This window comes from Niveispirillum sp. CC-CTL257 (genome assembly GCF_059489915.1).
Genome location: NZ_JCAJXE010000004.1, coordinates 24,157 through 45,873 on the forward strand (window position 1 = coordinate 24,157; position 21,717 = coordinate 45,873).

Below are 21,717 nucleotides of genomic sequence, written 5' to 3' on the forward strand. Positions count from 1 at the left end.
ACATCACCCCTCGTAATCAGGGTTGTCATACATATCTGTAGCAGAGTCGGGGAGCATTCCTGTCCCCGGGGCCTGTCGGACCTGTCCGCCAGCCCTGGTGTGGGACTGTTTTCTGATCGCGTTATGATACCGGTTACCTTCGTCAATAAACAAAAACTGGTGGCGGGGATGGCAGCACATTGTGCCCCGTCATTTGGATCGGGTGCATGACATGACAGAATTTATGACGCGCCGCGCCGTCCTTGGCTGGGCGGGCGGCATGGGCGCACTTGGCCTGTTATCGGGCTGTGAGCGTCGGGGCGGGCGTATGCTGACCTCCAGCGATACGCACCCGTCCGATTACCCCACGGTGCAGGCCGTCAATGAGATGGGGCGGCTTCTGTCGGAACGGACAGAGGGGCGCCTTGGCATCCATGTCTATGCCGGTGGGCAGTTGGGGGCGGAGCGGGACACGCTGGAGATCACCACCTTCGGCGGGCTGGACATGAACCGGGTCAATCTGGCCCCGCTGACCGCCATTGAGCCGATGACGGTGATCCCGTCACTGCCCTTCCTGTTCCGGTCCACGGCCCATATGCGGGCAGCCCTTGACGGGCCGGTAGGCCGGGCGATCCTGGACAGCCTGCGGCCCCACGGCATGGTGGGCCTGTGCTTCTATGACAGCGGTGAACGCAGTTTTTATAACACCAAACGCCCCATTCAGGCCCCCGCAGACCTGAAAGGTCTGAAAATCCGAGTGCAGAATTCGGACCTGTTTGTCTCCATGATCAAGGCGTTGGGGGCCGATGCCACGCCCATGGATATGGGGGAGGTCTATCAGGCCCTGGTCCAGGGTGTGATAGACGGGGCGGAAAATAACCAGCCCTCCTACTTCACGGGACGGCATTTCGAGGCTGCCCCCTTCTACAGCCTGACCCGGCATGTCATGGCCCCGGAAATCCTGGTCATGTCAATGGCACGGTGGGAGAAACTGTCGCCCGCCGACCGGGAACTGGTGCAGGAAACGGCGCGGCAGTCGGTGCCCGTCATGCGCACGCTGTGGGACCGCCGCGTGACGGAGGCGACTGAAAAGCTTCTGGCCGGCGGTGTGAAGGTCAATGAAGTGGCGGATATCGCCGCCTTTTCCGACCTGATGCGGCCCGTATGGGACCGGTTCGTCACAACGCCTGAACAAAAGCGTCTGGTCGCGGCGATCCAGGCGATGGGCGACGGGGTCGGCGCGGCAGGGGAGGGCGCACAATGAACCATCTGGCAAATCTGACCCGTCTGGCATCGAGCCTGTTGATCGGGCTGGCGGGGTTTGGGCTGGTCGCGATGACGGCCATCGTTTCCTGGCAGGTCTTTGGCCGTTTCATCCTGAACTCCAGCCCATCTTGGTCGGAACAGGCGGCCCTGACCCTGATGATCTGGTTCGTCACCCTGGCGGCAGCCGTCGGCGTGCGGGAAGGGTTCCATATCCGCATCACGGCCGTGGAGGACATGGTGAAGCCGCCGGTGCGCAAGGCGATGCAGGTGCTGGCCGATCTGGTAGTGGGGGGCATTGGGGCAGCCATGCTGTTCTGGGGCGGTGATCTGGTCATCCGTACCTGGGGACATGTCATTCCGTCGCTCGGCCTGTCGCGCGGCTTTGCCTATCTGGGGCTGCCGCTGGCGGGCGGGCTGATCGTGCTGTTCGCGCTGGAGCGCATTCTGAAGACATTGGCGGGGCCGGCGGCGGCGGAAAAGGACGTGGTGTGATGGAAATCGCAATTCTGGGCGTCGCCCTGGTCGTCCTGCTGATGCTGGGTGTGCCGGTGGCGTTTGCGCTGCTGGGCGCGTCCATCGCCTGTTTTCTGGCGCTGGATATCCCGCTGGTGGTGGTGTTTCAGCGCATGGCATCGGGGATCAGCGTCTTTTCCCTGATGGCCATTCCGTTCTTCATCTTTGCCGGCGATCTGATGTACCGGTCGGGCATTGCGGAACGGCTGGTGCAGGTGGCGGGTGCTGTGTTCGCACCGGCGCGTGGCGGGCTGGGTCTGGTCAATGTCGGTGCCTCCACCCTGTTCGGGGCGGTGTCCGGGTCAGCCATCGCCAGCGCCAGTGCCATGGGTTCTACCCTGATCCCGTTGATGCGGGAACGGGGCTATGACGGCGACTATGCCGTCAATGTCACGGTAACGGCGGCCATTGTCGGCCTGTTGATCCCGCCCTCGCACAATATGATCATCTATTCCGCCGCCAGCGGCATTGGTGTTTCGATCAGTGATCTGTTCCTGGCGGGCGTGGTGCCCGGCCTGCTGGCGGCGGGGCTTCTGGGTCTGACGGCCTGGCTGGTGGCGCGGCGGCGCCATTACCCGAAAGGGACCTTTCCCGGCTGGGGCGCCCTGTTTCGGGCCACGATCTATGCCATGCCCGGCATCATGACGGCGGTCATCATCATGGGCGGCATCCTGTCGGGCATCTTCACGCCCACCGAATCCTCCGCCATCGCGGTTGTCTACACAATCTTGGTAGGGGCGCTGGTTTATCGCTCATTGGGACTGCGGAAGTTCCTGGAAACGGTGACGCAGTCGGTGCGGATCACGGCCATGGTGCTGATGATCATCGGTGCGGCAACGGCGTTCGGCTATGCCCTGGCCATCATGGAAGCACCGGCGCAACTGGCCGGTCTGATCACGGCGCTGACCGATAACCCAATCCTGGTGCTGCTGATCATCAATGTCGCCCTGCTGCTGCTGGGCACCTTCATGGATATGTCGCCCCTGATCGTCATCACAACGCCGATCCTGCTGCCCGTTGCTATGCAGGTGGGGGTGGACCCGGTGCATTTCGGGATCATCATGATGCTCAATCTGGGTATCGGGCTGGTGACACCGCCGGTTGGGTCGGTGTTGTTCGTGGGAGCCGCCGTGGGCAAGATCCGCATCGAACAGGCGGTGAAGACCATCTTCCCGTTCTATGTGGCCCTGCTGGTGGCGCTGATCCTGGTGACTTATGTGCCGGCATTGTCGCTGACCCTGCCTAACATGGTGAGGTAGGCGCAAAAGAAAAGGCCGGCACCCGTTGGGGTGCCGGCCTTTCACGCGATAAGGGACGATGAAGGATCAATCCTTGATTTGCGCTGGCTCCATGCGTGGGGAAAGCAGGTGTACGACCAGCAGCGCCAGCAGATAGGCCGAGGCGGCGACCACGAAGATCGGCGTGTAGGTGCCCAGCTTGTCCAGCACATAGCCCGCATATTTGGCCATGACCATGCCGCCAATGGCACCCAGCATGCCGCCGATGCCCACCACCGATCCCACCGCCGAACGCGGGAACACGTCGGACGGCAGGGTATAAAGGTTGGCGGAGAAACCCTGATGCGCGGCGGTCGCCAGGCCGATAATCAGGACCGCGACCCACAATTGATCGGCAAAGGCCGCAAAGGCCACCGGCGTGGCGCAGAGTGCGCAGACCAGCATGGTCAGCTTTCGCGCCCGGTTCACCGTGGCCCCGCGATGGATCAGCTTGGACGACAGCCAGCCGCCGGCAATCGAACCCACGTCTGACAGCAGATAGATCACGACCAGCGGCGGGCCAAAGCTTTTCAGGTCAAGCCCATGCCGCTTTCCCAGGAAATCGGGCAGCCAGAACAGGAACATCCACCAGATCGGGTCGATCAGGAACTTGCCCAGGGCATAGGCCCAGGTCTCCCGCACGCGCAGCAGACGCAGCCAGCCGATCTTTTCCGTCGTGTCGGCCGGATCGCTTTCGATATGCGCCAGTTCGGCGGGGCTGAGCAGCTTGCTCTCTCGCGGGCGGCGATAGACGATGATCCACAACGGCAGCCAGAGCAGGCTGGCAAGACCGGTGATGATGAAGGCCATCTGCCAGCCATAGGTCAGGGCCAGAAAGGGCACGACCAGCGGCGTAACAATCGCGCCGATATTGCTGCCGGCATTGAACAGGCCCGTGGCATAGGCGCGTTCCTTGCGCGGGAACCATTCGGCCACGGCCTTGATGCTGCCGGGGAATGCACCGCCTTCACCCACGCCCAGGATTGCGCGGGCGATCATGAAACCCACCAGCGAGCGTGCCGCCGAATGGGCCATATGGCCCAGCGTCCAGATGGCGAAGGCCAGGGCATAACCCCAGCGGACGCCGATCTTGTCCATCACCCGGCCAAAGGCCACGTAGGACAAGGCATAGGCTGCCTGGAAACACAGCACAATGTCGGCATAGTCGGTTTCAGACCAGCCAAATTCCTTGGACAGATCGGATTTCAGGAACCCGAGCATGCCACGGTCGACATAGTTGATGACCATGGCGGTGAACAGCAAAGCCACCACGATCCAGCGGACCATGCCGACCTTGACGCCGCTATTCTCGGTCGTTTCACTTCCCATCGTTTTCCCCTGAGTCTGACAGGATAGAGTATGGCCGTCTGACGCAGCCCTTTCTGGTAGCCGACCCTAATGGAAACCGGTGTCAATTGCAATGACACCGGTTGCTGAAAGTGTGGCTGCGATAATCGTTTCAAATGAAACCATATGTTCTTGCCCCAGATGCGTCTAGGACATAGAAAGCGTGCATAAACGACAGACCTCAGGGGTCATAATGAAAGACAGCGGGGATCATCGCAGCGGCTTGCTGCCGGCCTTAGGCCCGGTGCAGCTGGTGCTTCTGGGGGTCGGTTGCATCATCGGCGCCGGCATTTTCGTGATCACGGGTTCGGCCGCAGCGGATTATGCGGGCCCGGCCGTGTCGCTTTCCTTCCTTCTGGCGGCCTTTGCCTGCGCCTGCGCGGGCCTGTGCTATTCGGAACTGGCGGCGACGTCGAAGGAATCGGGCGGTGCCTACAGCTACACGCGCGATGCGCTGGGGCCGCGTATCGGCTGGCTGGTCGGGTGGAACCTGATCATGGAATATCTAGTGGCGGCCAGTTTCGTGGCCGTCGGCTGGTCGGGTTATCTCTCCGCACTCTGCGACAGTGTCGGCCTGTCCTTGCCCAAGGCCTTCACCAGCGCGCCTTTCAAACTGGCTAACGGCCATCTGGAGGCCACGGGTGCCATCATCAACCTGCCGGCGGCCCTGATCATCGGGCTTGCCACGCTCTGCGCCGTGATCGGCGTCAAGCGCTCGTCGGCGGCCAATATGGTGGTGGTGCTGATCAAGGTCACGGTCATCCTGGTGGTGATCGCGGTTGGTGCCTTCCATGTGAACCCGGCGCTCTGGACCCCGTTCATCCCGGAAAATACCGGCACGTTCGGCCAGTATGGGATCAGCGGCGTCATGAAGGCGGCGGGCGTGGTGTTCATCGCCTATATCGGCTTTGACGCGGTGGCGACCACGGCGCTGGAGGCGCGCAAACCGCAGCGGGATGTGCCCATCGGCATCCTGGGGTCACTGGCCGTCTGTACCGTTCTTTATATCGCCATGTCGCTGGTCCTGACCGGTACCGTGCCCTATACGCAGCTGTCGGTGCCGTCGCCGGTGGCGCTGGCTGTTGCCAATATGGGTGAGGGCGTGTCCTGGATCCTGCCGCTGGTGTCGCTGGGTGCCATCGCGGGCCTGACCTCGGTCATTCTGGTGCTGCTGGTGGCGCAGCCGCGCGTGTTCTTCGCCATGGCGCAGCACCGCATCCTGCCGTCGGTCTTCGCCAAGGTGCATCCGACATACCGCACCCCGCATATCAGCACCATCATCACGGGCGGTATCGCGGCAGCCCTGGCGGCCCTGTTCCCCATCGATTTCCTGGCGGAACTGGTGTCGTCGGGCACCTTGCTGGCCTTCATGATGGTGTCGGTCAGCGTCATCGTCCTGCGCAAGACGCGACCTGATGCGCCCCGGCCCTTCCGTGTACCGCTGGTGCCGCTGATCCCGATCGTGTCGATCCTGGTCTGCGGTTACCTGATCTCGGTCCTGGGCGAACATGCCTATCTGCGTCTGGGCATCTGGCTGGCCATCGGCATCGTGATTTACGAGTTGCGCAAGAAGCATGCGGCGGCGGTTGGCATGGCGTGAAGCCAGGGTCATCAACAAGTGTGCAAACGGAAAAGGCGGGGGAAACCCCGCCTTTTCCATGCCCGTCCCGTCAGGGATAGGATTCCCTGAGTTGACGATTCAAATAATAATATTATATAATTATTAAAAATTCAGGGAGGTGTGCAAATGGCAAAAGTCCGGCACTATCTGCAAATCGGATTGTTAGCGGTAACTATGATTTCCCCCGCCGTGGCAGCGCAGCAGCCCGGATCGAATCCGATCATCCGTGACATGTTCACGGCGGATCCGGCCCCGCTGGTGGTTGGGGACCGCCTGTATCTCTATGTCGGGCATGACGAGGCGCAGCGCGACGAGATGTTCAATATGCGGGAGTGGCTGGTCTATTCCACCACCGACATGCGGACCTGGACCGGCCATGGTCCGATCATGAAAGTCAGCGATTTCAAATGGGCCAAGAAGGATGCCTGGGCATCGCAGACGATTTTCAGGAATGGCCGCTACTGGTTCTATGCCGCCGTTGAACATGACGATACCCATCCGGGCAAGGCCATCGCGGTGGCCGTGTCGGACAGCCCTACGGGGCCGTTCGTCGATGCCAAGGGATCGGCGCTGATCAGCAATGACATGACGCCGAAGGGCACCCATAGCTGGGAAGATATCGACCCGACCGTCTTCACTGATGATGACGGGACCACCTGGATCGCCTGGGGCAACCGGCAATGCTATATCGCCCGGCTGAAGCCCAACATGATCGAGATCGATGGCCCGATCACGGAAATCACGCCCCCGCATTTCGAGGAGGGGCCGTGGCTGCACAAGCGGGACGGGTTGTATTACCTGACCTATGCCTCACTTGACCGGTCCACCCACCGGGATGAGCGCGTCTCCTATTCCACGGCCCCCTCCATCCAGGGGCCTTGGACCTATCGCGGGGAACTGACCGGATCGGGCAAGTACAGTTTCACGATCCATCCCGGCATCGCCCAGTTCAAGGGCAACTGGTACCTGTTCCTGCACAATGCCACCCTGACCATCGGCGATCTGAACGGTGCCCTGGGCCGCCGGGCGGTGACGGTTGAGCATCTTTACTATGACGCCAACGGTCTGATGAAGCCGGTGGTGCAGACGGGGGCCGGGGTGTCGGTGCCGCCGGCACGCTGAGTTTAAAATAAATACTTACGGGAGGAAACAGCATGAGGTTGAATACCCTCAAGGCCGATGTCGCGCGTATGGCCGTCCTGGCCGCGATCATCACCTTGGCCCTGTCAGTACCGGCGCATGCGCAGGTGCAGAATGACAAGATGACGCCCATCGCCATTCCGGCGCAGCCGGGGGCCATCGAGCTGGGCACCGGTCCGCTTCCAGGCGCCACGGTGCAGGAAAGCTGGCACAGCCAGTATGGCAGCCAGTTCGCGCGTAATGTTACCGTCGCGACCTTGACGCCGTTCCTGCCTGACTCGGCCAAGGCGACGGGTGCGGCGGTGGTCGTGGCACCGGGCGGCGGGTTCCGTACCCTGTCGATGAGCAATGAGGGCTGGGACGTGGCCCGCGCCCTGGCGGACAAGGGTGTGGCAGCCTTCGTGCTGAAATACCGGCTGAACCAGACGCCCCCCGAGATGGCGGCCTTTGAACAGTCCATGCGGGAGATGTTTTCAGGGGCGGCCCGCCCGGCCCGTCCGTCCCCGGATGCGATGATGGCCAATATCGCACCACAGATCGCCGACGCGCGGGCCGCCTTCGCCCTGGTCCGCCGCCGCGCGGCGGAATGGCGGATCGACCCGGACCGCATCGGCATGGTCGGCTTCTCCGCCGGGGCCATGCTGACCATGGCCACCGCCGTGGCGGGGGAAGATGCCAAGCCGGCCTTCATCGGTAATATCTATGGCCCGCTGTCCGCCATGAATGTGCCCGCCGATGCCCCGCCCTTGTTCGTGGCGCTGGCCGCCGACGATCCGTTGTTCGGCGGCCCCGACTATGGCCTGATTAACAATTGGCGCATCGCCAAGAAGCCGGTGGAGTTCCACCTGTATGAACAGGGCGGACACGGGTTCGGCATGTACCAGAAGACGACGACCAGCACAGGCTGGTTTGACGCCTTCACCCGCTGGATCGGCATGCACGGCTATCTGGCGCGCAAAGGCTGAGCAGGGATGAGATACGCAGCCGGGATTGGGATGGCCCGGCTGCGTATCCGGTGGGTCAGTGATGGCCCATGGCGGCTGCCTTGCCCTCCGTATCGGGCAGGACGATCTGCACATTCTGCATCATGCCCTGATCCTCGTGATCCAGGATGTGGCAGTGCAGGACAAACTCACCGATATAGCGGACATAGCGGGTGCGAATGGTGATGATCGCGTTGGGATCGGTGATCAGCGTATCCTTCCAGGTGCCCTTCATGCCGGCATAGATGCCGTCGGTCCATTCCTGACCCGTCGTCTTGTTGATGATGGATACGACCTGGAACGGGTTCACATGAATATGGAACGGATGGTTCACGAAGTCGGATTTCAATATCCATTGCTGTGCCGTGCCCAGGATCAGCGTGTGGTCCACCACCGCTGGATCATATTCCTTGCCATTCACCGTGAACTGGGTCGGTTTGACATTGATGTTGATATTGAAGGTGATGGGGATATCCGGCTGGCCCCATTTCTTGATTTCCGCATCCGTGATGGTGGGGTGGGGGACATATTTCGTCAGTTTCAGGCCGTCATTGATGCCGGCCACCACTTCATCTTTCACCGGGCCTGTCAGGGATGACGCCCCCTCCAGCAGTTTGCCCTGCACGAATTTGGTGGTGTCGGGAACCTTGGCCGGGCCCACGGCGTCGATGAAGCCGATGACCTTGGGATTGTCCTTGCCCGCGACCTGATCCGTGCCGTCGCTGTCGTCATAGACGCAGTAGCGCCCCGCCTCCGGCAGCACGAACAGGATATCGCTGCGATAGCCGGGCTGCAGGTTGTTCACATTCTTGGCATAAACGGCAGGTCGGGTCAGGCCGTCGGTCGCCACCTCATACTGGGTGACGTCGGCACCCGTGCAGGTATTCGTCACCTCCTGCTTTGCCGCCTTCAGGGATTTCAGCAGGCCGGTCTTGGGGGCTTTTGCACCCACCTTGCGGATGCGCAGGTTGATCGTCTCCTCCACCCCGGCATGGATCATGCGCCAGCGATAGAGCTGGCCGGGCGCGGCCGCCATCTGCGGGCGGACAACGCCGTTGAACATGGTGAAACGGCCGCTTTCGCTCCAGGCACTAGGATCGAACTGAACGTCGAAATTCTCGACCTTGCCGATCTGATCGTCCTTGCACACCCATTCGCCGTTGGCCCCGGTCTCCAGCTTGCCGTCCTGGTCGAAGCAGGCATAGGGGATCTGCTGGATCAGCATCACCTGCGCACCATAGTCGGCATTGGCCAGGACCGGTTGCAGCAGCGTGTCCAGATCGCCGTTGGAAAGTTCGGTCGGCGTGCGGTTGCCCTTGATCACCAGGGCGCCGGCCATGCCGCTGCCAACCTGCATGGCCGTGGAGCCGTGCTTGTGTGGGTGATACCAGAAGGTGCCGGCGGGATGATCCTCCGGCACATTGTACTCGTACTGGAAATTCACCTGCGGTTCGATATTCAGCAGCACATTATCGCTGTTGCCCGTGGGCGAGACCCAGAGCCCGTGGCTGTGCAGGTTGGTGTTGTTGAAGCAATGCGGCTGATTGGTGGGATAGGGCTTGCCCGTGCTGGGATCGGTGCCGCAGTTCGGCTCCACCGGCAACTGGTTGGACAGGCTGATGCGAACCGTCTGGCCGGGGTCCATCAGGATGGTCGGGGCCAGGAACTGATCGCCGTAGGAGCGCAGGCGCACCTTGTCGTTCTTGCCCGTGGCCGGGTTGTAGATGGTGCCGTCAGTATATTTGATCGGCAGGACATAATGGATTTCACGGCCCTGCTGAATGGCGGCACCCAAGGCGCCCAACGACAGCAGGTTATAGCCCTGCGGCTTTTCCTGATCGCGTGGCTTCTGTGCGTCCGATTTCAGGATCGGCGGCGCCTGCAGCAGGCGCGGCGGTTCCGCCGATACGCTGCCGCAGGCTGTCAACAGCAGGCCCGCGCCAAGGAAGGCGGCACCCCCACGCCACATATTCCGGTCCCGTCGCATACACCCCTCCTCCATCCTGGGTAAGGGCAGTAATATGACCTAAGCGACCGTTACGGAGCAATCTCAATCAGGAGAAGAATGGAGCGGGAGGTTATGCGCGCTTCATGGTGCTTTAGGCGCGGCGTCGTCCGGCCCGACCAGACCGCCGGACACGACCATCTTCAACCCATCCTCCACGCTCATGGTCAGGGGCTTCACCTGATCACGCGGCACGAACATCAGATAGCCGGAGGTCGGGTTGGGCGTGGTGGGCACGAAGACATTGACCCAGTCGCCGCCGCCCAGGGCGTCCTGCACCTGTCCCTTGGTGCCACCGGTGACGAAGGCAATGGCCCAGGCACCGGGGCGCGGAAACTCCACCAGCACCACTTCCCGGAACGCGTCCGATTTCTGGGCCAGCACGGTTTCGAAAATCTGCTTTACGGCGGAATAGATGCCGCGCAGCACCGGCATGCGGCCCACCAGCGCCTCCCCGAGTCGGACCAGCAGATTGCCGACGACCCCCGCCGACACCATGCCGACAAGCACCAGGAAAACCACCAGCAACAACAGACCCAGGCCCGGCAGGGTGAAGGGCAGCAGCTGATCGGGTTGATAGGGGGCGGGCAGCAGACTGTCGACCAGATTATCCACCCCGTCCACCACCAGCCAGGCGAGGTAGAGCGTGATGGAGATGGGTGCGGTGACCAGAATGCCCGTGAACAGATAGGCTTTCAGCCGGGCGGCCAGCGTCAGATGCAGGCCCGTGAATCGTGTCCGCTTTGGCTGTTCCTCACCGCCATCGGGTCCGCCCATGCTGGCCTCCATCCGCCATTGCTGCAAAAACAAGGATGTAACCGTAGCGGTTTGCAGGCGAACAGCCTAGATATACAATCCATTTACCTTATCCCCAGCGTGGATAGACGACGTGAGCGACGCCCATAACGCCAATCTCGACCGGATCGAATTGCTGCAAAGCCTGACGCCGGAGGCGCGTGCCGCCATCGCGCGGCAATGCAGTTGGCGGCATTTCCACCCGCATGAGCAGATCGTGGACCGGTCGTCCGACAGTCGCGATGTCTGTCTGATCGTGGAGGGCCGGGTCCGCGTCGTGAACTATTCCCTGTCGGGACGCGAGATCACCTTCGATGATATCGATGCCGGTGGCTATCTGGGCGAATTGTCGGCCATCGACAGCGGTCCGCGGTCGGCCAGTATCGTGGCGCTGACCGAAACGCTGGTCGCCTTCATGTCGCCGCGCCTGTTCCTGGAGACGGCCACCAACCATCCGGGCGTGGCGGCGAAGGTCATGCACCGCCTGACGCAGATCGTGCGCGCCTCCACGGGCCGTATCATGGATCTGTCGACGCTGGGCGCCAATAACCGGGTGCATGCTGAATTGCTGCGCCTTGCCAAGGCGGGCTTGCGCCCCGACGGCAAGGCGGAGATCACGCCGGTGCCCATCCATTCCGACATCGCCTCGCGCGTATCCACGACGCGCGAGACGGTGGCGCGCGTCATGAGCGACCTGTCGCGCGACAATATCGTCATCCGCCAGGGCAACAGTCTGGTCGTTCCGGACTTTGAGCGGCTGGAGGAAATGGTGGAAGAGGTGCGCGGGGACTGAGGGGCTGCATCCCGCCCCACGCAAGGGGCGGAATGTGAAATTTGGCGAGTGTAGCCTTTCGGACACGTTTTTTGCTTTTCAAACGGGCCGTGAGGGGCTATAAGAAAGTGACTTGACCGTTGCATAAGGGCAACGGTCAGGGACTTTACCTCCTTATGAGGCTCCCTTCATCTCTGGCCGGCTGCGTCTCGCAGCCGGCTTTCTTTTTGGCTGAGGCGCTGAATATGCGCCTCTGTCGGGCGTGGCGCAATGGGGATGGGGATATCAAAACCCCGCTTCGGTGCCAAGCAGCACCGACAGTTTCGGCGTCACGCCCCAGTCGGCGACCAGGGTGCGATATTCCTCCACCACCTTTGCGTCTGCTTTCGCGCCGGTATGGACGGCGCGCAGCAGGGTGTTGCGGGGCGTGTGTTCAGAGGGGACGAATTCGATGATCTCTGTCCGGTAGCCGGCCTGCCGCATCAGGCTGGCGCGGAGGGCATCGGTCATGACATCAGCGAAGCGTTCGCGCAGGATGCCGTGGCGGGTCAGCAGACCATAGGCGGCGGGCGGTTCACCGGCGCGCAGCTGCTTTTGCAGGTCATGGTGGCAGCAGGGTGCGGCCAGCACATATTTCGCCCCCCAGGCGACGGCGCGGGCCAGGGCGTCGTCGGTGGCCGTGTCGCAGGCATGCAGGGCCAGCACGATATCGGCCCCATCCACAGGCGCGTCGGCAATCGTCCCTTCCAAGAAGCGCAACCCGTCCCAGCCCAGGCTTTGCGCCAGTTCGGTGTTGCGTTCACGCGCCTGACGCTTTGTGTCCACGCCCGTGAATTCCACCGTCAGCCCGCGCACATGTGACAGGAAGCGATAGGCGGCAAAGGTCAGATAGGCATTCCCGCAGCCAAGGTCCACGACGCGCAGCGGGCGGTCGTCGGGCAGGTCGCCGCCTTTCAGCACGGCATCCAGGGCGCGGATGAATTCCTCCACCTGCCGGTACTTGTCCTGCCGCGTCGGCTTGATCCGGCCTTCGGCATCGGCAATGCCCACGGCCCGCCAGAACGGATCGGCGGGGTCCAGCAGGCGTGGCTTGGCCCGGTCATGGACCAGCGCCCGCTCCTTGGGTGCGGTGGTGGTCGTGCGGCTGATCATGGCCTCACCTTTCTTGGTGATGCGCAGCTGCACAATGGTGTCCAGCGTCTCCACATGCCAATTGCCCATGCCCAGCGCCAGCAGCGCATCCACGGCCTGTTCGGCGGCGGGGCCGAAAGCGGCGTTGCTGGTATGGGCCTGCCGGTCATCATAGGCGACGGTCTGCAAATGCGCGCCGGACTTCAGGGCCACCGGCCGCAGTTCGATCCGCCGCCATGGCGGCGACATATTGCGCATGCGCCCACTGGCGACCGCACGCACCAGCCGGTCCCCGTCCAGCAGCAGGGCGCGGATTTCGGCAAGGGCGGGGGCAAGGGGGCTGGCCATGGCAAAGACAATCAATCATCGGGGCGGAACGGGCGGCATCCTAGGCGTCCGCCGGTGTCTCCGACCAGTGCTATTCACACCTTATACCCGCCAGTTGGGATCATAGGCAGGGCGGTCCATCTGCATTGTGTCGCCATTGCGCACATACCAGCTACGGCCATGGGTGCGGCCGATCAGCTTCATGGCCGGTGTGTCCAGGTGATGGCTGTCAGCATCCAGAACGAACCGGTCGGCCACATGCGCCACCAGCACCTCGCCCAGGATCAGGGTCTGGCGTGGGCCGGTTTCAATGACGCTGTGACGGCGGCATTCGAAACTGGCGGGCGCGCTGGCGATCAAGGGGGCGGCGATCACGCTGGCCGGTAGGGTCTCGATCCCGGCATAGGCCAGTTCATCCACCTCCGGTGGCGCGTCGGCGGAACAGCGGTTCATGCGTTGGGCGTCCTCTTCGGACACAAGGTTTACGGTGAATTCGGCGGTGGCCAGGATATTGGCTGCCGTATCCTTCAGCCGCCCGTCGGGTCGGTGCATCAGGCCCAGCGCCAGCAGCGGCGGATCATCGCCTACCATGTTGAAGAAGCTGAACGGGGCCGCATTGCGCACGCCGTCCGCAGAGACCGACGTGACCCAGGCGATGGGGCGCGGGGTGATGGTGGCGGTCATCAGTTTGTACCGCACGGCGGGCGGCAGGGCGCGCAGGTCGAAGCGCATGGGGCAGGGTCCTTGAAAGGCCAATCTCGCCCGTCAGTTAGGACCGTGCCCCAACCCCCGACAAGGGGGTGGCACGCAACCCAGAACCAGGATTTTTGACGAGGGGTGAAAATACCTGACAGTAGCTGTCAGGTATTGGCCTGTAGAAAGGGGAGGCACGTCAACAAAGGCACCCTGTCATGACCATGGAAGTTAATTGCATCGCCAGCCGCCGCACCCTGCTGATCGCCGCTGCTGGCGCGGCGCTGGTCCCCGGCTTGGGGCCGGCAACGGCATCCGCGCCCATGCCCATTGGCGCGGGGCGCGGCGACTTCGACTTTTTTATGGGCACCTGGAATGTCCGGCACCGCAAGCTGAACGGTCGGCTGGTCGGATCGACCGACTGGCAGGAATTCACCGGCACCTGTGACGTGCGGTCGCTGATGGCGGGTCTGGCCAATTGCGACGACAATGTCCTGAACGACCCCAACGGCACCTATCGCGCCGTGACCTTCCGCCGCGTGGACCCCGATACCGGCCTGTGGAATATCTGGTGGTTCGACGAACGCCATGGGGAGGTTGGTCCGCCCCTGCAGGGTCGGTTCCAGGATGGGGTCGGCACCTTTCTGGCCGATGACACGCTGGCAGGTAAGCCCATCAAGGTGCGCTTCATCTGGTCCCACATCACCGCCACCAATGCGCGATGGGAACAAGCCTTCTCCCCCGATGGGGGAGAGACCTGGGAGGTGAACTGGTACATGTGGTTTGAGCGGTCGGCTTGATCAGGCCGCTTCCGGCTTGGCATGCCGTTCATAAAGGAAGCGCAGGACCGATGCCCGATAGGCGATGTAGCGGGCATCGTCCGACAGGTCCAGGCGGCGACGGGGGCGGGGCAGGTCAACCTCCAGCACCTCCCCGATTGTGGCCGAGGGGCCGTTGGTCATCATCACGATGCGGTCGGACAGCAGAACGGCCTCATCCACATCGTGGGTGATCATGATGATGGTGCTGTTCAGGCGGGTCTGGATGTCCATCACCGTGTCCTGGAGATGCGCGCGGGTCAGGGCATCCAGCGCCCCGAACGGCTCATCCATCAGCAGGACCTTGGGTTCCATGGACAGCGCGCGGGCGATGCCCACCCGCTGCTTCATGCCGCCCGACAGCTCGTCCGGGCGCTTGTCCACGGCATGGTCCATATGGACCAGCCGCAGGTTGTGGAGGGTCCATTCATGGCGCTCGGCCGCCGATTTGCTGGACCCGAACACCTTGTCCACGGCGAGGCGCACATTCTGATAGGCGGTCAGCCAGGGCAGCAGGGAATGGTTCTGGAACACCACGGCCCGGTCGGGGCCGGGGCTGTTCACCTCCTGCCCGTCCAAGATGACACCGCCTTGCGTGGCGCGCGTCAGGCCCGCGACGATGTTCAGCAAAGTGGACTTGCCGCAGCCGGAATGGCCGATGATGGAGACATACTGCCCGCGTTCGATAGCAAGGTTTACATCCGTCACGGCATGGAAGGTGCGGCCAGCAACCGTGAAATCCATGCCGACATTTTCAAGCGACAGATAGGGATGGGTCATGGGAGAGGGTCCTTGTATTGAACACTTGGAGGCTGCTGCGGAGGCGCTATCCGGCTGACGTGATGGTCAGTTTTGCAGTGCCTCCCCCGCGAAGGCGGGGGTCCAGGGGCCAAAAGCATCAAACGTCTTACCCGTGACCCTGGACCCCCGCTTTCGCGGGGGAGGCACATAAAGGCTCATGTGCCGTCATGCGCGCGACAAAGGTTGTCAACTGACCTTGCGGCCCGCAACGCGGTTGCCGATGATCGTGATGACACGGTCCAGGATGAAGCCGACCAGCCCGACATAGACCAGCGCCAGGATGATCTCGCTCATCAGAGAGCTGTTCCAGGCATCCCAGATGAAGAAGCCGATCCCCACACCACCGATCAGCATTTCCGCCGCGACGATGGCCAGCCAGGACAGGCCGATGCCAATCTTCAAACCGGTGAAAATGAACGGCACCGACGAGGGCAGCATGATGCGGAAGAAGAATTCCAGCGGTGACAGGCGCAGAACGCGGGCGACATTGCGGTAATCCTGCGGGATCTGCCGCACGCCCACGGCGGTGTTCAGGATGATCGGCCAGATCGAGGTGATGAAGATCACGAAAATGGCCGACGGGTCCGCCTGCCGGAAGGCGGCCAGCGAAATGGGCAGCCAGGCCAGGGGCGGGACCGTGCGCAGCACCTGAAAAATCGGGTCGAGCCCGCGATAGGCGAGGCTGGATTGCCCGATCAGCACACCCAACGCGATGCCGGTGATCGATGACAGGGCGAAACCGACGGCCACCCGCTTCAAACTGGCGGCCAGATGCCAGAACAGGCCCTTATCGACGCCGCCATTGTCAAAGAACGGATCGATGATCAGTTCCCAGGTATCGCTGATCACCCGTGAAGGCGGTGGCAGGGACGATCCTGCGCCGTGACAGGCCACCTCCCAGATACCCAGCAGGGTGACCAGCGCCAGCAGCAGCGGCAGCAGGTCCAACAGTTTTTGTAATGCCCGCGACAGGGTGGATTGCAGGGTGGCGGCAAGGGCGGAAAGCCCGCCGCCACCCTGCACCCGCGCCACGGGGCCATTCTCGCTGATCGTCGACATGGTTTATTTCCTCCCCCAACTCAGGCGATACGCTTGATGTCGTGCGATGCGAGATAGGCCGCCGGGTTGGCGGGATCGAAGCTGCGGCCATCGAAGAATTTCTCGATACCGCGAGAGGTGCCGGCGGGCAGGTCACTGGCACCCGCCAGCTTGGCGGCGTCGCGCCACAGATCCTGGCGGTTGACCTTGGAAATCAAGGCCTTGGTGTCCAGATCGCCCGGCAGATAGCCCCAGCGCTGATCCTCCGTCAGGAACCAGAGATCGTGGCTCTGAAACGGGTAGGAGGCATGGTTGGACCAGTATTTCATGATCTCCGGGCTGTTCTTCACGACGCGCCCGTCGCCATAGTCGATGGTGCCCGTGGCGCGGCCCAGAATATCCTCCACCGGGACCTTGAACCATTCACGGCCAGAGACGATCTGGCACATCTCTTCCTTGTTCTCCGGCTTGTCGCACCAGATCTGTGCCTCAATGACAGCCGTCAGCAGGGCCTTGGCGGCGTTCGGGTTCTTCTCCACCCAGTCGGCGCGCATGGCGAAGCTCTTCTCCGGGTGGTCGTGCCACAGTTCACCGGTGGTCAGGGCCGTGAAGCCGATGCCCTGGTTCACCAGTTGGGCGTTCCAGGGTTCACCCACACAGAAGGCCTCCATCGTATCAACCTTCATATTGGCCACCATCTGCGGCGGCGGGACCACGATGGTGGAGACATCCTTGTCCGGGTCGATGCCGTTGGCGGCCAGCCAGTAGCGCATCCACAGATCATGCGTGCCGCCGGGGAAGGTGACGGCGCATTTCACCTCCTTGCCTTCTGCCTTCTGCTTGGCAAAGGCTTCCTTCAGGCCCTTGGCCTTGGTGGTGATGCCCATCTCCTTGTAGCGGTTGGCCACGGAGATGCATTGGCCGTTGGTATTCAGCCGGGCCAGGATCTGCATGGGCACGGGCTGGTTGTTCTTGGTCACTTTGCCGGTGGACATCAGATAGGGCATGGGCGTCAGGATATGGGCGCCGTCAATGCCGCCGGCCCCGCCGCCCAGTTCCAGGTTGTCCCGCGTGGTGCCCCAGCTGGCCTGCTTCACGACATTGACGTCGGGCATGCCGTATTTGGCGAACAGCCCCTTCACCTTGGCGACAATCAGTGGCGCGCTGTCGGTCAGGGCGATGAAGCCCAGCGTGGCGCCCGTCACTTCGGGTGCGGCGGCAGCCCAAGCGCCACCACCGGGCAGGGCGGAGCGGGCGGCAGTCAGCAAGGCGGCGGCACCTGCGGCGCGCGCCGTGCCGGTCAGCAGTGAACGGCGGGTCAGGCCGGCGAAAGGCTTGTCGGTCTGGCTCATGATACGCGGGGCTCCCCTGTTCCGGCCTTGGGGCCGGGCTGAAAATAAAAAAGGCGCTCCGACGATCAGCAAAGGCCGCATGGCCCATGTCTGTCATCGGAGCGCCGTTGCTCCAGGCGATCCCTGCGTTGGAACCGCAATTTCGGCACCGCGGCCCCAGGCTGTCCCAGCCCGGAGAAAAGGCATCGTCACCTTCATGCCGCGAGTGCGAAGAGGTATTTGCGAGAAGCATGCCAAGTGCCAGTGGCACGAAAGGCAATTGGTTAATTGTTGTTTATCAAGCCTGTGGCTGATGGATTTGGACTGTCGGGTGATGGCGGCAGTTGGTCTGTGCAAAGAAAACGTTCAAGGTGCAGACATTGGTGGCGCGGATTTGTGCAGATGCGGGGGATGGTGATTTTTTGGGCGGAGGTATCCGCCTTATGCTGCGCGGACGCGGGTGACGAAGCCCTCCAGCCCGTCGCGCAGGCTTTCCACGAGGCGCGACAGTTCGCCCGTGGCGGACAGGGCGTTGCCTGTCATGCGGCCGATATGGTCGGCCCCTTGCGCCACATCCTCCACGACGCTGTCGATGTCGGTAGCGCTCTCGGCAACGCTGCGCATATTTTCCTCAATCCGCTCTGTATCCTGACGCTGCCGCATCAGGGCTGCTTCGATCCCGGCGACCAGGGCGGCGATGGCCTCGATCTTGGCCGCTGTCGCGCCGATGGCGGTGACGGCGGCACCGGTGGCGGCCTGCATTTCTTCAATCCGCTGGCCGATCTCGTCGGTCGCGCGGCCTGTCTGGCTGGCAAGGCTTTTCACCTCGCCCGCCACCACGGCAAAGCCCTTGCCCGCCTCGCCCGCGCGGGCCGCTTCAATGGTGGCGTTAAGGGCCAGCAGGTTGGTTTGGCCGGAGATCTCGCCGATGATCTCGACAATGCGGCCGATGCTGCGCGCAGCGTCGGTCAACCCCTCCACGGCGCGGTGGGTCTGCCGCGCCTCTGCCACGGCATCGGCAGAGACGGTCAGGGCCTGAGCTGCCTGATCATTGATGTCACGGATGGACAGTGACAGGGAACCGGCGGCCTGGACCACCGCCTCCACCCCGCCGCGCGTCTGCGAACTGGCGCTGGCCATGGTTAGGGAATGGCGGGCGTTGCGACCGGCCAGATCGGCCATTGAGCGGGCATCGCCCTGGATGCCTCCGGCATGGGCGGCCATGATGTCGAGGGCCTGTTCATGCTGCTGGCTGAACCGGTCGATCACGGCCTCCAGCGCTTCCCGGCTGGCCTCGGCCCATTGGCGTTCGCGCTGCTGCTGGGCGGCGGGTGACAGGTCGGGGTCGATACCGTCCGTAACCTGCGCCAGGGCCTGTGACAGCCAGGATGGCAGGCGGTCGGTTTCCAGTGTGACCATGGCGTCGGCCACCCGTTCCGACCAGTCGCCGTCCCGGTGCAGGCGGCGACGCAGGCCCCAGGCGAACAGGCGCAGATGCCAGGGCGCGCCCGCCAGGGGTGCCGCCAGTTCATGCTGCGCGCCAGCGATCCGGTCGGCGCACAGGGCCTCCAGATCGGTGATCAACCGGTCTTCAACCTGTTTCAGGCGGTTGATGCGGCCCGTGGCGGCGGCGAACCATGCCTGGGCGGTTGTGCCGGCCAGGGGGCGGTTGGGTCCCGTTTCCCGCAACTGTGCCCGCAATTGCAACACCTGCTCACAATCCGGGCCTTGCAGTGTTGCAGACAGAAAAGTGCGCTGGGCGTCGTCAGCATGGGTGGCGAACAGGTCCAGGGCCTGGGTTTGAGCCGCCTCCAACTGCGCCATACGGCGGAAGCGGGTGGCGTCGAACTGACCGGCGGTCAGGGCGGCAGCCCCCACCGCCCGTTCCTGCCCGGAAAATTCCTTGGCGCGCATGAAATTCAGCAGGGCCGTCAATGCGCGCGACAGGGCATTGTCGGCGCTGAGTCCGGCCACGGCGGTGACGACAGCCATCAAGGCCTCAATCAATGCCGAATAGGCCAAGGTGGCGGAGCGCAGATCGATGCTGCCGGCCCCTACCCGTGCCCGCAGATCGGGCAGATCGGCCAGGGCGCGGCGGGCGAAGGCGATACAACTGGTCAGTGATCCTTCCCAGCCCAGCAGATCAATGGCACTCAGTTCCGCCTGCACCCGGTCCAATGCCAGATCGCTTTCCGCCCGGCGCGCCGACAGGTCGGGCAGCATGCCGCCATCGGCCCCCAGATGCAGCGACGTGGTGCCCCGTTCCCGCTGCAACGCATGCACCAGCCCGCTGATCCCCGTGACCAGGGCACAGAGCCGGGCCAGACGCTTCAACCGGTCCAGGCGTCGCGCCCGCGCCGACAGCAGGAACCGCAGGGCCTTCACGCGGGCAAATCTCTGGATCGTCATGACGTGATCCTTCCAAACGGTCAGCAGCAGATAAGGGGGCGGCCAGGGCCGCCCCCGTCAGGCAGGCTCAGTAGGAATATTCAAAGGCCAGCCAGAATTTTCGGCGGTCGGGGAAGGCCCCGTCGCCGTCATAATCGGCATATTTGGCGCTGACGGTGACCTTGGGCCCCAGCTTCACCGCCGCCTCGACATCAATCTCGCTGCCATAGGAACGGTCGATCCTTTCGGCTTCGAAATCATGATACCAGAGGGCGGCGGAGAAGCCTGTGATGGGGCCTGTCGCCAGCTTCGTTTCGTAACCGATACGGCCATAGGCATCGTTGATGCCATTTGCCGGTGTGGTCAGGAAGACATCGGCATAGCCCTGGAACTTGTGCAGGGTGGCCAGCGGTGTCGCAAAGCCGCGCACGCCGTCACCCTCCAGGCTTTCATAGCCGCCGCCGACGGACAGGCCGTCATAGGTGGCGGTCAGTTCCAGCCCGATATAGTCCAGCGACAGGTTGCGGGGATTGGTCTGATAATCGGTTTGATGGGCGTAGTCGGCGGCGTAGGTCAGGGTGACCTTGTCCAGCGTATATTTGCCCGCGATCCGGCCGCCATAGGTGGCGGTGGAGAGGAGCGGCTGTTCCTCCAGGTCCAGAAGATAGGCATAGCCGGTGATCTTCGCGGCGGGCGATAGGGTCAGGCCGGCATTGAACAGGTGGCTGTCGCCCTCAAACTCACCCTGCGGGCTTTTATGGCCGAAGACGCGGTTGACCTGCGCCACATAGGCATAGGTCAGGTCCAGCTTGTCGATCGCCTGGGTGCTGATCTTCAGGGCATCCAGCGTCTGTTCATTCTGACGAAAGCCGACGGCGCCGATGAAACGCTGATTGTCCAGGTTCAGACGCTGCCGGCCCAGCGTGATGGCCGTCTTGGCGATGCCGGTATAATCTACTTGCAGGCGGTTCAACTCCATGCCTTCCGGGTCGGCAACCAGGGGGCGGCGGGTCTTGCCGTTCAGGCCATCATTGAAGGCGCTGCTGACATGGGCGATGGTCTCCGCCTCTGCCAGCAGGGAGAAGCCGTTGATCTTGCCCGTCTGAAAGCCGGTACGGGCGCGGGCGGTCTGGGCATGGGCATTCTGCGCCAAGCCTGCCTGATCGACATCTTCCAGGCGGTAGCGGAAATCCAGGATGAACTTGCCATCCTTCAACAGGCTGGCGGCGTCGCCAGCCAGAGCGGGTTGCGCCAGTAGGGGAAGGGCCAGGATCAGGGACAGGGCGCGCGCATTTTTCTGCAGCGTCATCTGAGGCTCCAAAATAAAAAAGGCGCCTAAACGATCCGGGAGTGACCCAGATGTTCAGACGCCATTGTCCGGCGGGACCGGCGGGCCGGCCCTATGAAGGGGAACCGCCATTGGTCCCCGCCGAATGGTTAACGCAAGTTTTGTGCCGCAGCTGCGAAGCGCTGTTTTCCATAAACTGGCATA

Annotated in this window: 18 protein-coding genes; 8 read left to right on the forward strand and 10 right to left on the reverse strand. The window is 63.0% G+C overall.

The features are described 5' to 3' along the window. The first annotated feature begins 211 nt into the window (after positions 1-211). Genes ABC729_RS20895 through ABC729_RS20905 form a run of 3 tightly spaced genes read left to right on the forward strand, consistent with a single transcriptional unit; the run spans position 212 to position 3,017 of the window. Entirely contained in the window at positions 212-1,243 is a 1,032-nt protein-coding gene (locus ABC729_RS20895) for a TRAP transporter substrate-binding protein (RefSeq protein WP_495609541.1), read from the forward strand. Beyond that, positions 1,240-1,737 (forward strand): TRAP transporter small permease, encoded by a 498-nt coding sequence (locus ABC729_RS20900; protein WP_495609542.1) that lies wholly within the window; start codon positions 1,240-1,242, stop codon positions 1,735-1,737. Before ABC729_RS20895 ends, ABC729_RS20900 begins: the two co-directional genes overlap by 4 nt. Further along, positions 1,737-3,017 (forward strand): TRAP transporter large permease, encoded by a 1,281-nt coding sequence (locus ABC729_RS20905; protein ID WP_495609543.1) that lies wholly within the window; start codon positions 1,737-1,739, stop codon positions 3,015-3,017. The genes ABC729_RS20900 and ABC729_RS20905 overlap by 1 nt, the downstream gene beginning before the upstream one ends. A 66-nt stretch (positions 3,018-3,083) precedes the next feature. Here ABC729_RS20905 and ABC729_RS20910 read toward each other — a convergent pair whose 3' ends face one another. Next, positions 3,084-4,364, reverse strand: a complete 1,281-nt coding sequence (locus ABC729_RS20910) for an MFS transporter (protein WP_495609544.1) — start codon at positions 4,362-4,364, stop codon at positions 3,084-3,086. Between the two features lie 211 nt (positions 4,365-4,575). Here ABC729_RS20910 and ABC729_RS20915 point away from each other — a divergent pair, with 211 nt between their 5' ends. From ABC729_RS20915 to ABC729_RS20925, 3 genes are all read left to right on the forward strand, one after another. Next, entirely contained in the window at positions 4,576-5,982 is a 1,407-nt protein-coding gene (locus ABC729_RS20915; protein ID WP_495609545.1) for an amino acid permease, read from the forward strand. A gap of 195 nt (positions 5,983-6,177) precedes the next feature. After that, a complete protein-coding gene (locus ABC729_RS20920; RefSeq protein WP_495609546.1) occupies positions 6,178-7,125 on the forward strand; it encodes a glycoside hydrolase family 43 protein in 948 nt (315 codons plus the stop codon). Positions 7,126-7,157: 32 nt separating this feature from the next. After that, positions 7,158-8,108, forward strand: a complete 951-nt coding sequence (locus ABC729_RS20925) for an alpha/beta hydrolase (RefSeq protein WP_495609547.1) — start codon at positions 7,158-7,160, stop codon at positions 8,106-8,108. A 55-nt stretch (positions 8,109-8,163) separates the two neighbouring features. On the opposite strand, the gene ABC729_RS20930 is transcribed toward ABC729_RS20925, so the two are convergent. Next, positions 8,164-10,113 (reverse strand): multicopper oxidase family protein, encoded by a 1,950-nt coding sequence (locus ABC729_RS20930; protein WP_495609548.1) that lies wholly within the window; start codon positions 10,111-10,113, stop codon positions 8,164-8,166. Between the two features lie 102 nt (positions 10,114-10,215). After that, complete coding sequence (locus ABC729_RS20935) at positions 10,216-10,908, reverse strand: DUF502 domain-containing protein (RefSeq protein WP_495609549.1); 693 nt, start codon at positions 10,906-10,908, stop codon at positions 10,216-10,218. A 112-nt stretch (positions 10,909-11,020) separates the two neighbouring features. Here ABC729_RS20935 and ABC729_RS20940 point away from each other — a divergent pair, with 112 nt between their 5' ends. Further along, positions 11,021-11,719: a Crp/Fnr family transcriptional regulator gene (locus ABC729_RS20940; RefSeq protein ID WP_495609550.1), complete on the forward strand. Its 699-nt coding sequence runs from the start codon at positions 11,021-11,023 to the stop codon at positions 11,717-11,719. A 264-nt stretch (positions 11,720-11,983) separates the two neighbouring features. Here the strand turns inward: ABC729_RS20940 and ABC729_RS20945 are convergent, their stop codons facing one another. Both ABC729_RS20945 and ABC729_RS20950 read right to left on the reverse strand, forming a co-directional pair. Then, positions 11,984-13,177 carry a class I SAM-dependent methyltransferase gene (locus ABC729_RS20945; RefSeq protein ID WP_495609551.1) on the reverse strand — a complete coding sequence of 398 codons (1,194 nt, stop codon included), beginning with the start codon at positions 13,175-13,177 and terminating at the stop codon, positions 11,984-11,986. A gap of 81 nt (positions 13,178-13,258) precedes the next feature. Continuing rightward, the gene (locus ABC729_RS20950) at positions 13,259-13,888 is read right to left on the reverse strand and encodes a flavin reductase family protein (protein WP_495609552.1); all 630 of its coding nucleotides are present in this window, start codon (positions 13,886-13,888) and stop codon (positions 13,259-13,261) included. Positions 13,889-14,067: 179 nt separating this feature from the next. Between ABC729_RS20950 and ABC729_RS20955 the strand changes: the two genes are divergently transcribed. Then, positions 14,068-14,649 (forward strand): DUF1579 domain-containing protein, encoded by a 582-nt coding sequence (locus tag ABC729_RS20955; RefSeq protein ID WP_495609553.1) that lies wholly within the window; start codon positions 14,068-14,070, stop codon positions 14,647-14,649. Here the strand turns inward: ABC729_RS20955 and ABC729_RS20960 are convergent, their stop codons facing one another. From ABC729_RS20960 to ABC729_RS20980, 5 genes are all read right to left on the reverse strand, one after another. Then, positions 14,650-15,447: an ABC transporter ATP-binding protein gene (locus ABC729_RS20960; protein ID WP_495609554.1), complete on the reverse strand. Its 798-nt coding sequence runs from the start codon at positions 15,445-15,447 to the stop codon at positions 14,650-14,652. It abuts the gene before it with no gap. A 207-nt stretch (positions 15,448-15,654) separates the two neighbouring features. Then, positions 15,655-16,527, reverse strand: a complete 873-nt coding sequence (ntrB, locus tag ABC729_RS20965; RefSeq protein ID WP_495609555.1) for a nitrate ABC transporter permease — start codon at positions 16,525-16,527, stop codon at positions 15,655-15,657. 20 nt (positions 16,528-16,547) lie between these two features. Continuing rightward, positions 16,548-17,858: a CmpA/NrtA family ABC transporter substrate-binding protein gene (locus ABC729_RS20970; protein WP_495609556.1), complete on the reverse strand. Its 1,311-nt coding sequence runs from the start codon at positions 17,856-17,858 to the stop codon at positions 16,548-16,550. Positions 17,859-18,278: 420 nt separating this feature from the next. After that, positions 18,279-20,246, reverse strand: coding sequence for a methyl-accepting chemotaxis protein (locus ABC729_RS20975; RefSeq protein ID WP_495609557.1), 1,968 nt, complete (start codon positions 20,244-20,246; stop codon positions 18,279-18,281). Positions 20,247-20,313: 67 nt separating this feature from the next. Beyond that, a complete protein-coding gene (locus ABC729_RS20980) occupies positions 20,314-21,534 on the reverse strand; it encodes a hypothetical protein (protein WP_495609558.1) in 1,221 nt (406 codons plus the stop codon). Positions 21,535-21,717 lie beyond the last annotated feature (183 nt).

Bases quoted from the DNA above. Each gene is read 5' to 3' on its own strand.
- ABC729_RS20895 (WP_495609541.1), top strand. From the start codon at position 212: ATGACAGAATTTATGACGCGCCGCGCCGTCCTTGGCTGGGCGGGCGGC.
- ABC729_RS20900 (WP_495609542.1), top strand. From the start codon at position 1,240: ATGAACCATCTGGCAAATCTGACCCGTCTGGCATCGAGCCTGTTGATC.
- ABC729_RS20905 (WP_495609543.1), top strand. From the start codon at position 1,737: ATGGAAATCGCAATTCTGGGCGTCGCCCTGGTCGTCCTGCTGATGCTG.
- ABC729_RS20910 (WP_495609544.1), bottom strand. From the start codon at position 4,364: ATGGGAAGTGAAACGACCGAGAATAGCGGCGTCAAGGTCGGCATGGTC.
- ABC729_RS20915 (WP_495609545.1), top strand. From the start codon at position 4,576: ATGAAAGACAGCGGGGATCATCGCAGCGGCTTGCTGCCGGCCTTAGGC.
- ABC729_RS20920 (WP_495609546.1), top strand. From the start codon at position 6,178: ATGATTTCCCCCGCCGTGGCAGCGCAGCAGCCCGGATCGAATCCGATC.
- ABC729_RS20925 (WP_495609547.1), top strand. From the start codon at position 7,158: ATGAGGTTGAATACCCTCAAGGCCGATGTCGCGCGTATGGCCGTCCTG.
- ABC729_RS20930 (WP_495609548.1), bottom strand. From the start codon at position 10,113: ATGCGACGGGACCGGAATATGTGGCGTGGGGGTGCCGCCTTCCTTGGC.
- ABC729_RS20935 (WP_495609549.1), bottom strand. From the start codon at position 10,908: ATGGGCGGACCCGATGGCGGTGAGGAACAGCCAAAGCGGACACGATTC.
- ABC729_RS20945 (WP_495609551.1), bottom strand. From the start codon at position 13,177: ATGGCCAGCCCCCTTGCCCCCGCCCTTGCCGAAATCCGCGCCCTGCTG.
- ABC729_RS20950 (WP_495609552.1), bottom strand. From the start codon at position 13,888: ATGCGCTTCGACCTGCGCGCCCTGCCGCCCGCCGTGCGGTACAAACTG.
- ABC729_RS20955 (WP_495609553.1), top strand. From the start codon at position 14,068: ATGACCATGGAAGTTAATTGCATCGCCAGCCGCCGCACCCTGCTGATC.
- ABC729_RS20960 (WP_495609554.1), bottom strand. From the start codon at position 15,447: ATGACCCATCCCTATCTGTCGCTTGAAAATGTCGGCATGGATTTCACG.
- ntrB (WP_495609555.1), bottom strand. From the start codon at position 16,527: ATGTCGACGATCAGCGAGAATGGCCCCGTGGCGCGGGTGCAGGGTGGC.
- ABC729_RS20970 (WP_495609556.1), bottom strand. From the start codon at position 17,858: ATGAGCCAGACCGACAAGCCTTTCGCCGGCCTGACCCGCCGTTCACTG.
- ABC729_RS20975 (WP_495609557.1), bottom strand. From the start codon at position 20,246: ATGACGATCCAGAGATTTGCCCGCGTGAAGGCCCTGCGGTTCCTGCTG.
- ABC729_RS20980 (WP_495609558.1), bottom strand. From the start codon at position 21,534: ATGACGCTGCAGAAAAATGCGCGCGCCCTGTCCCTGATCCTGGCCCTT.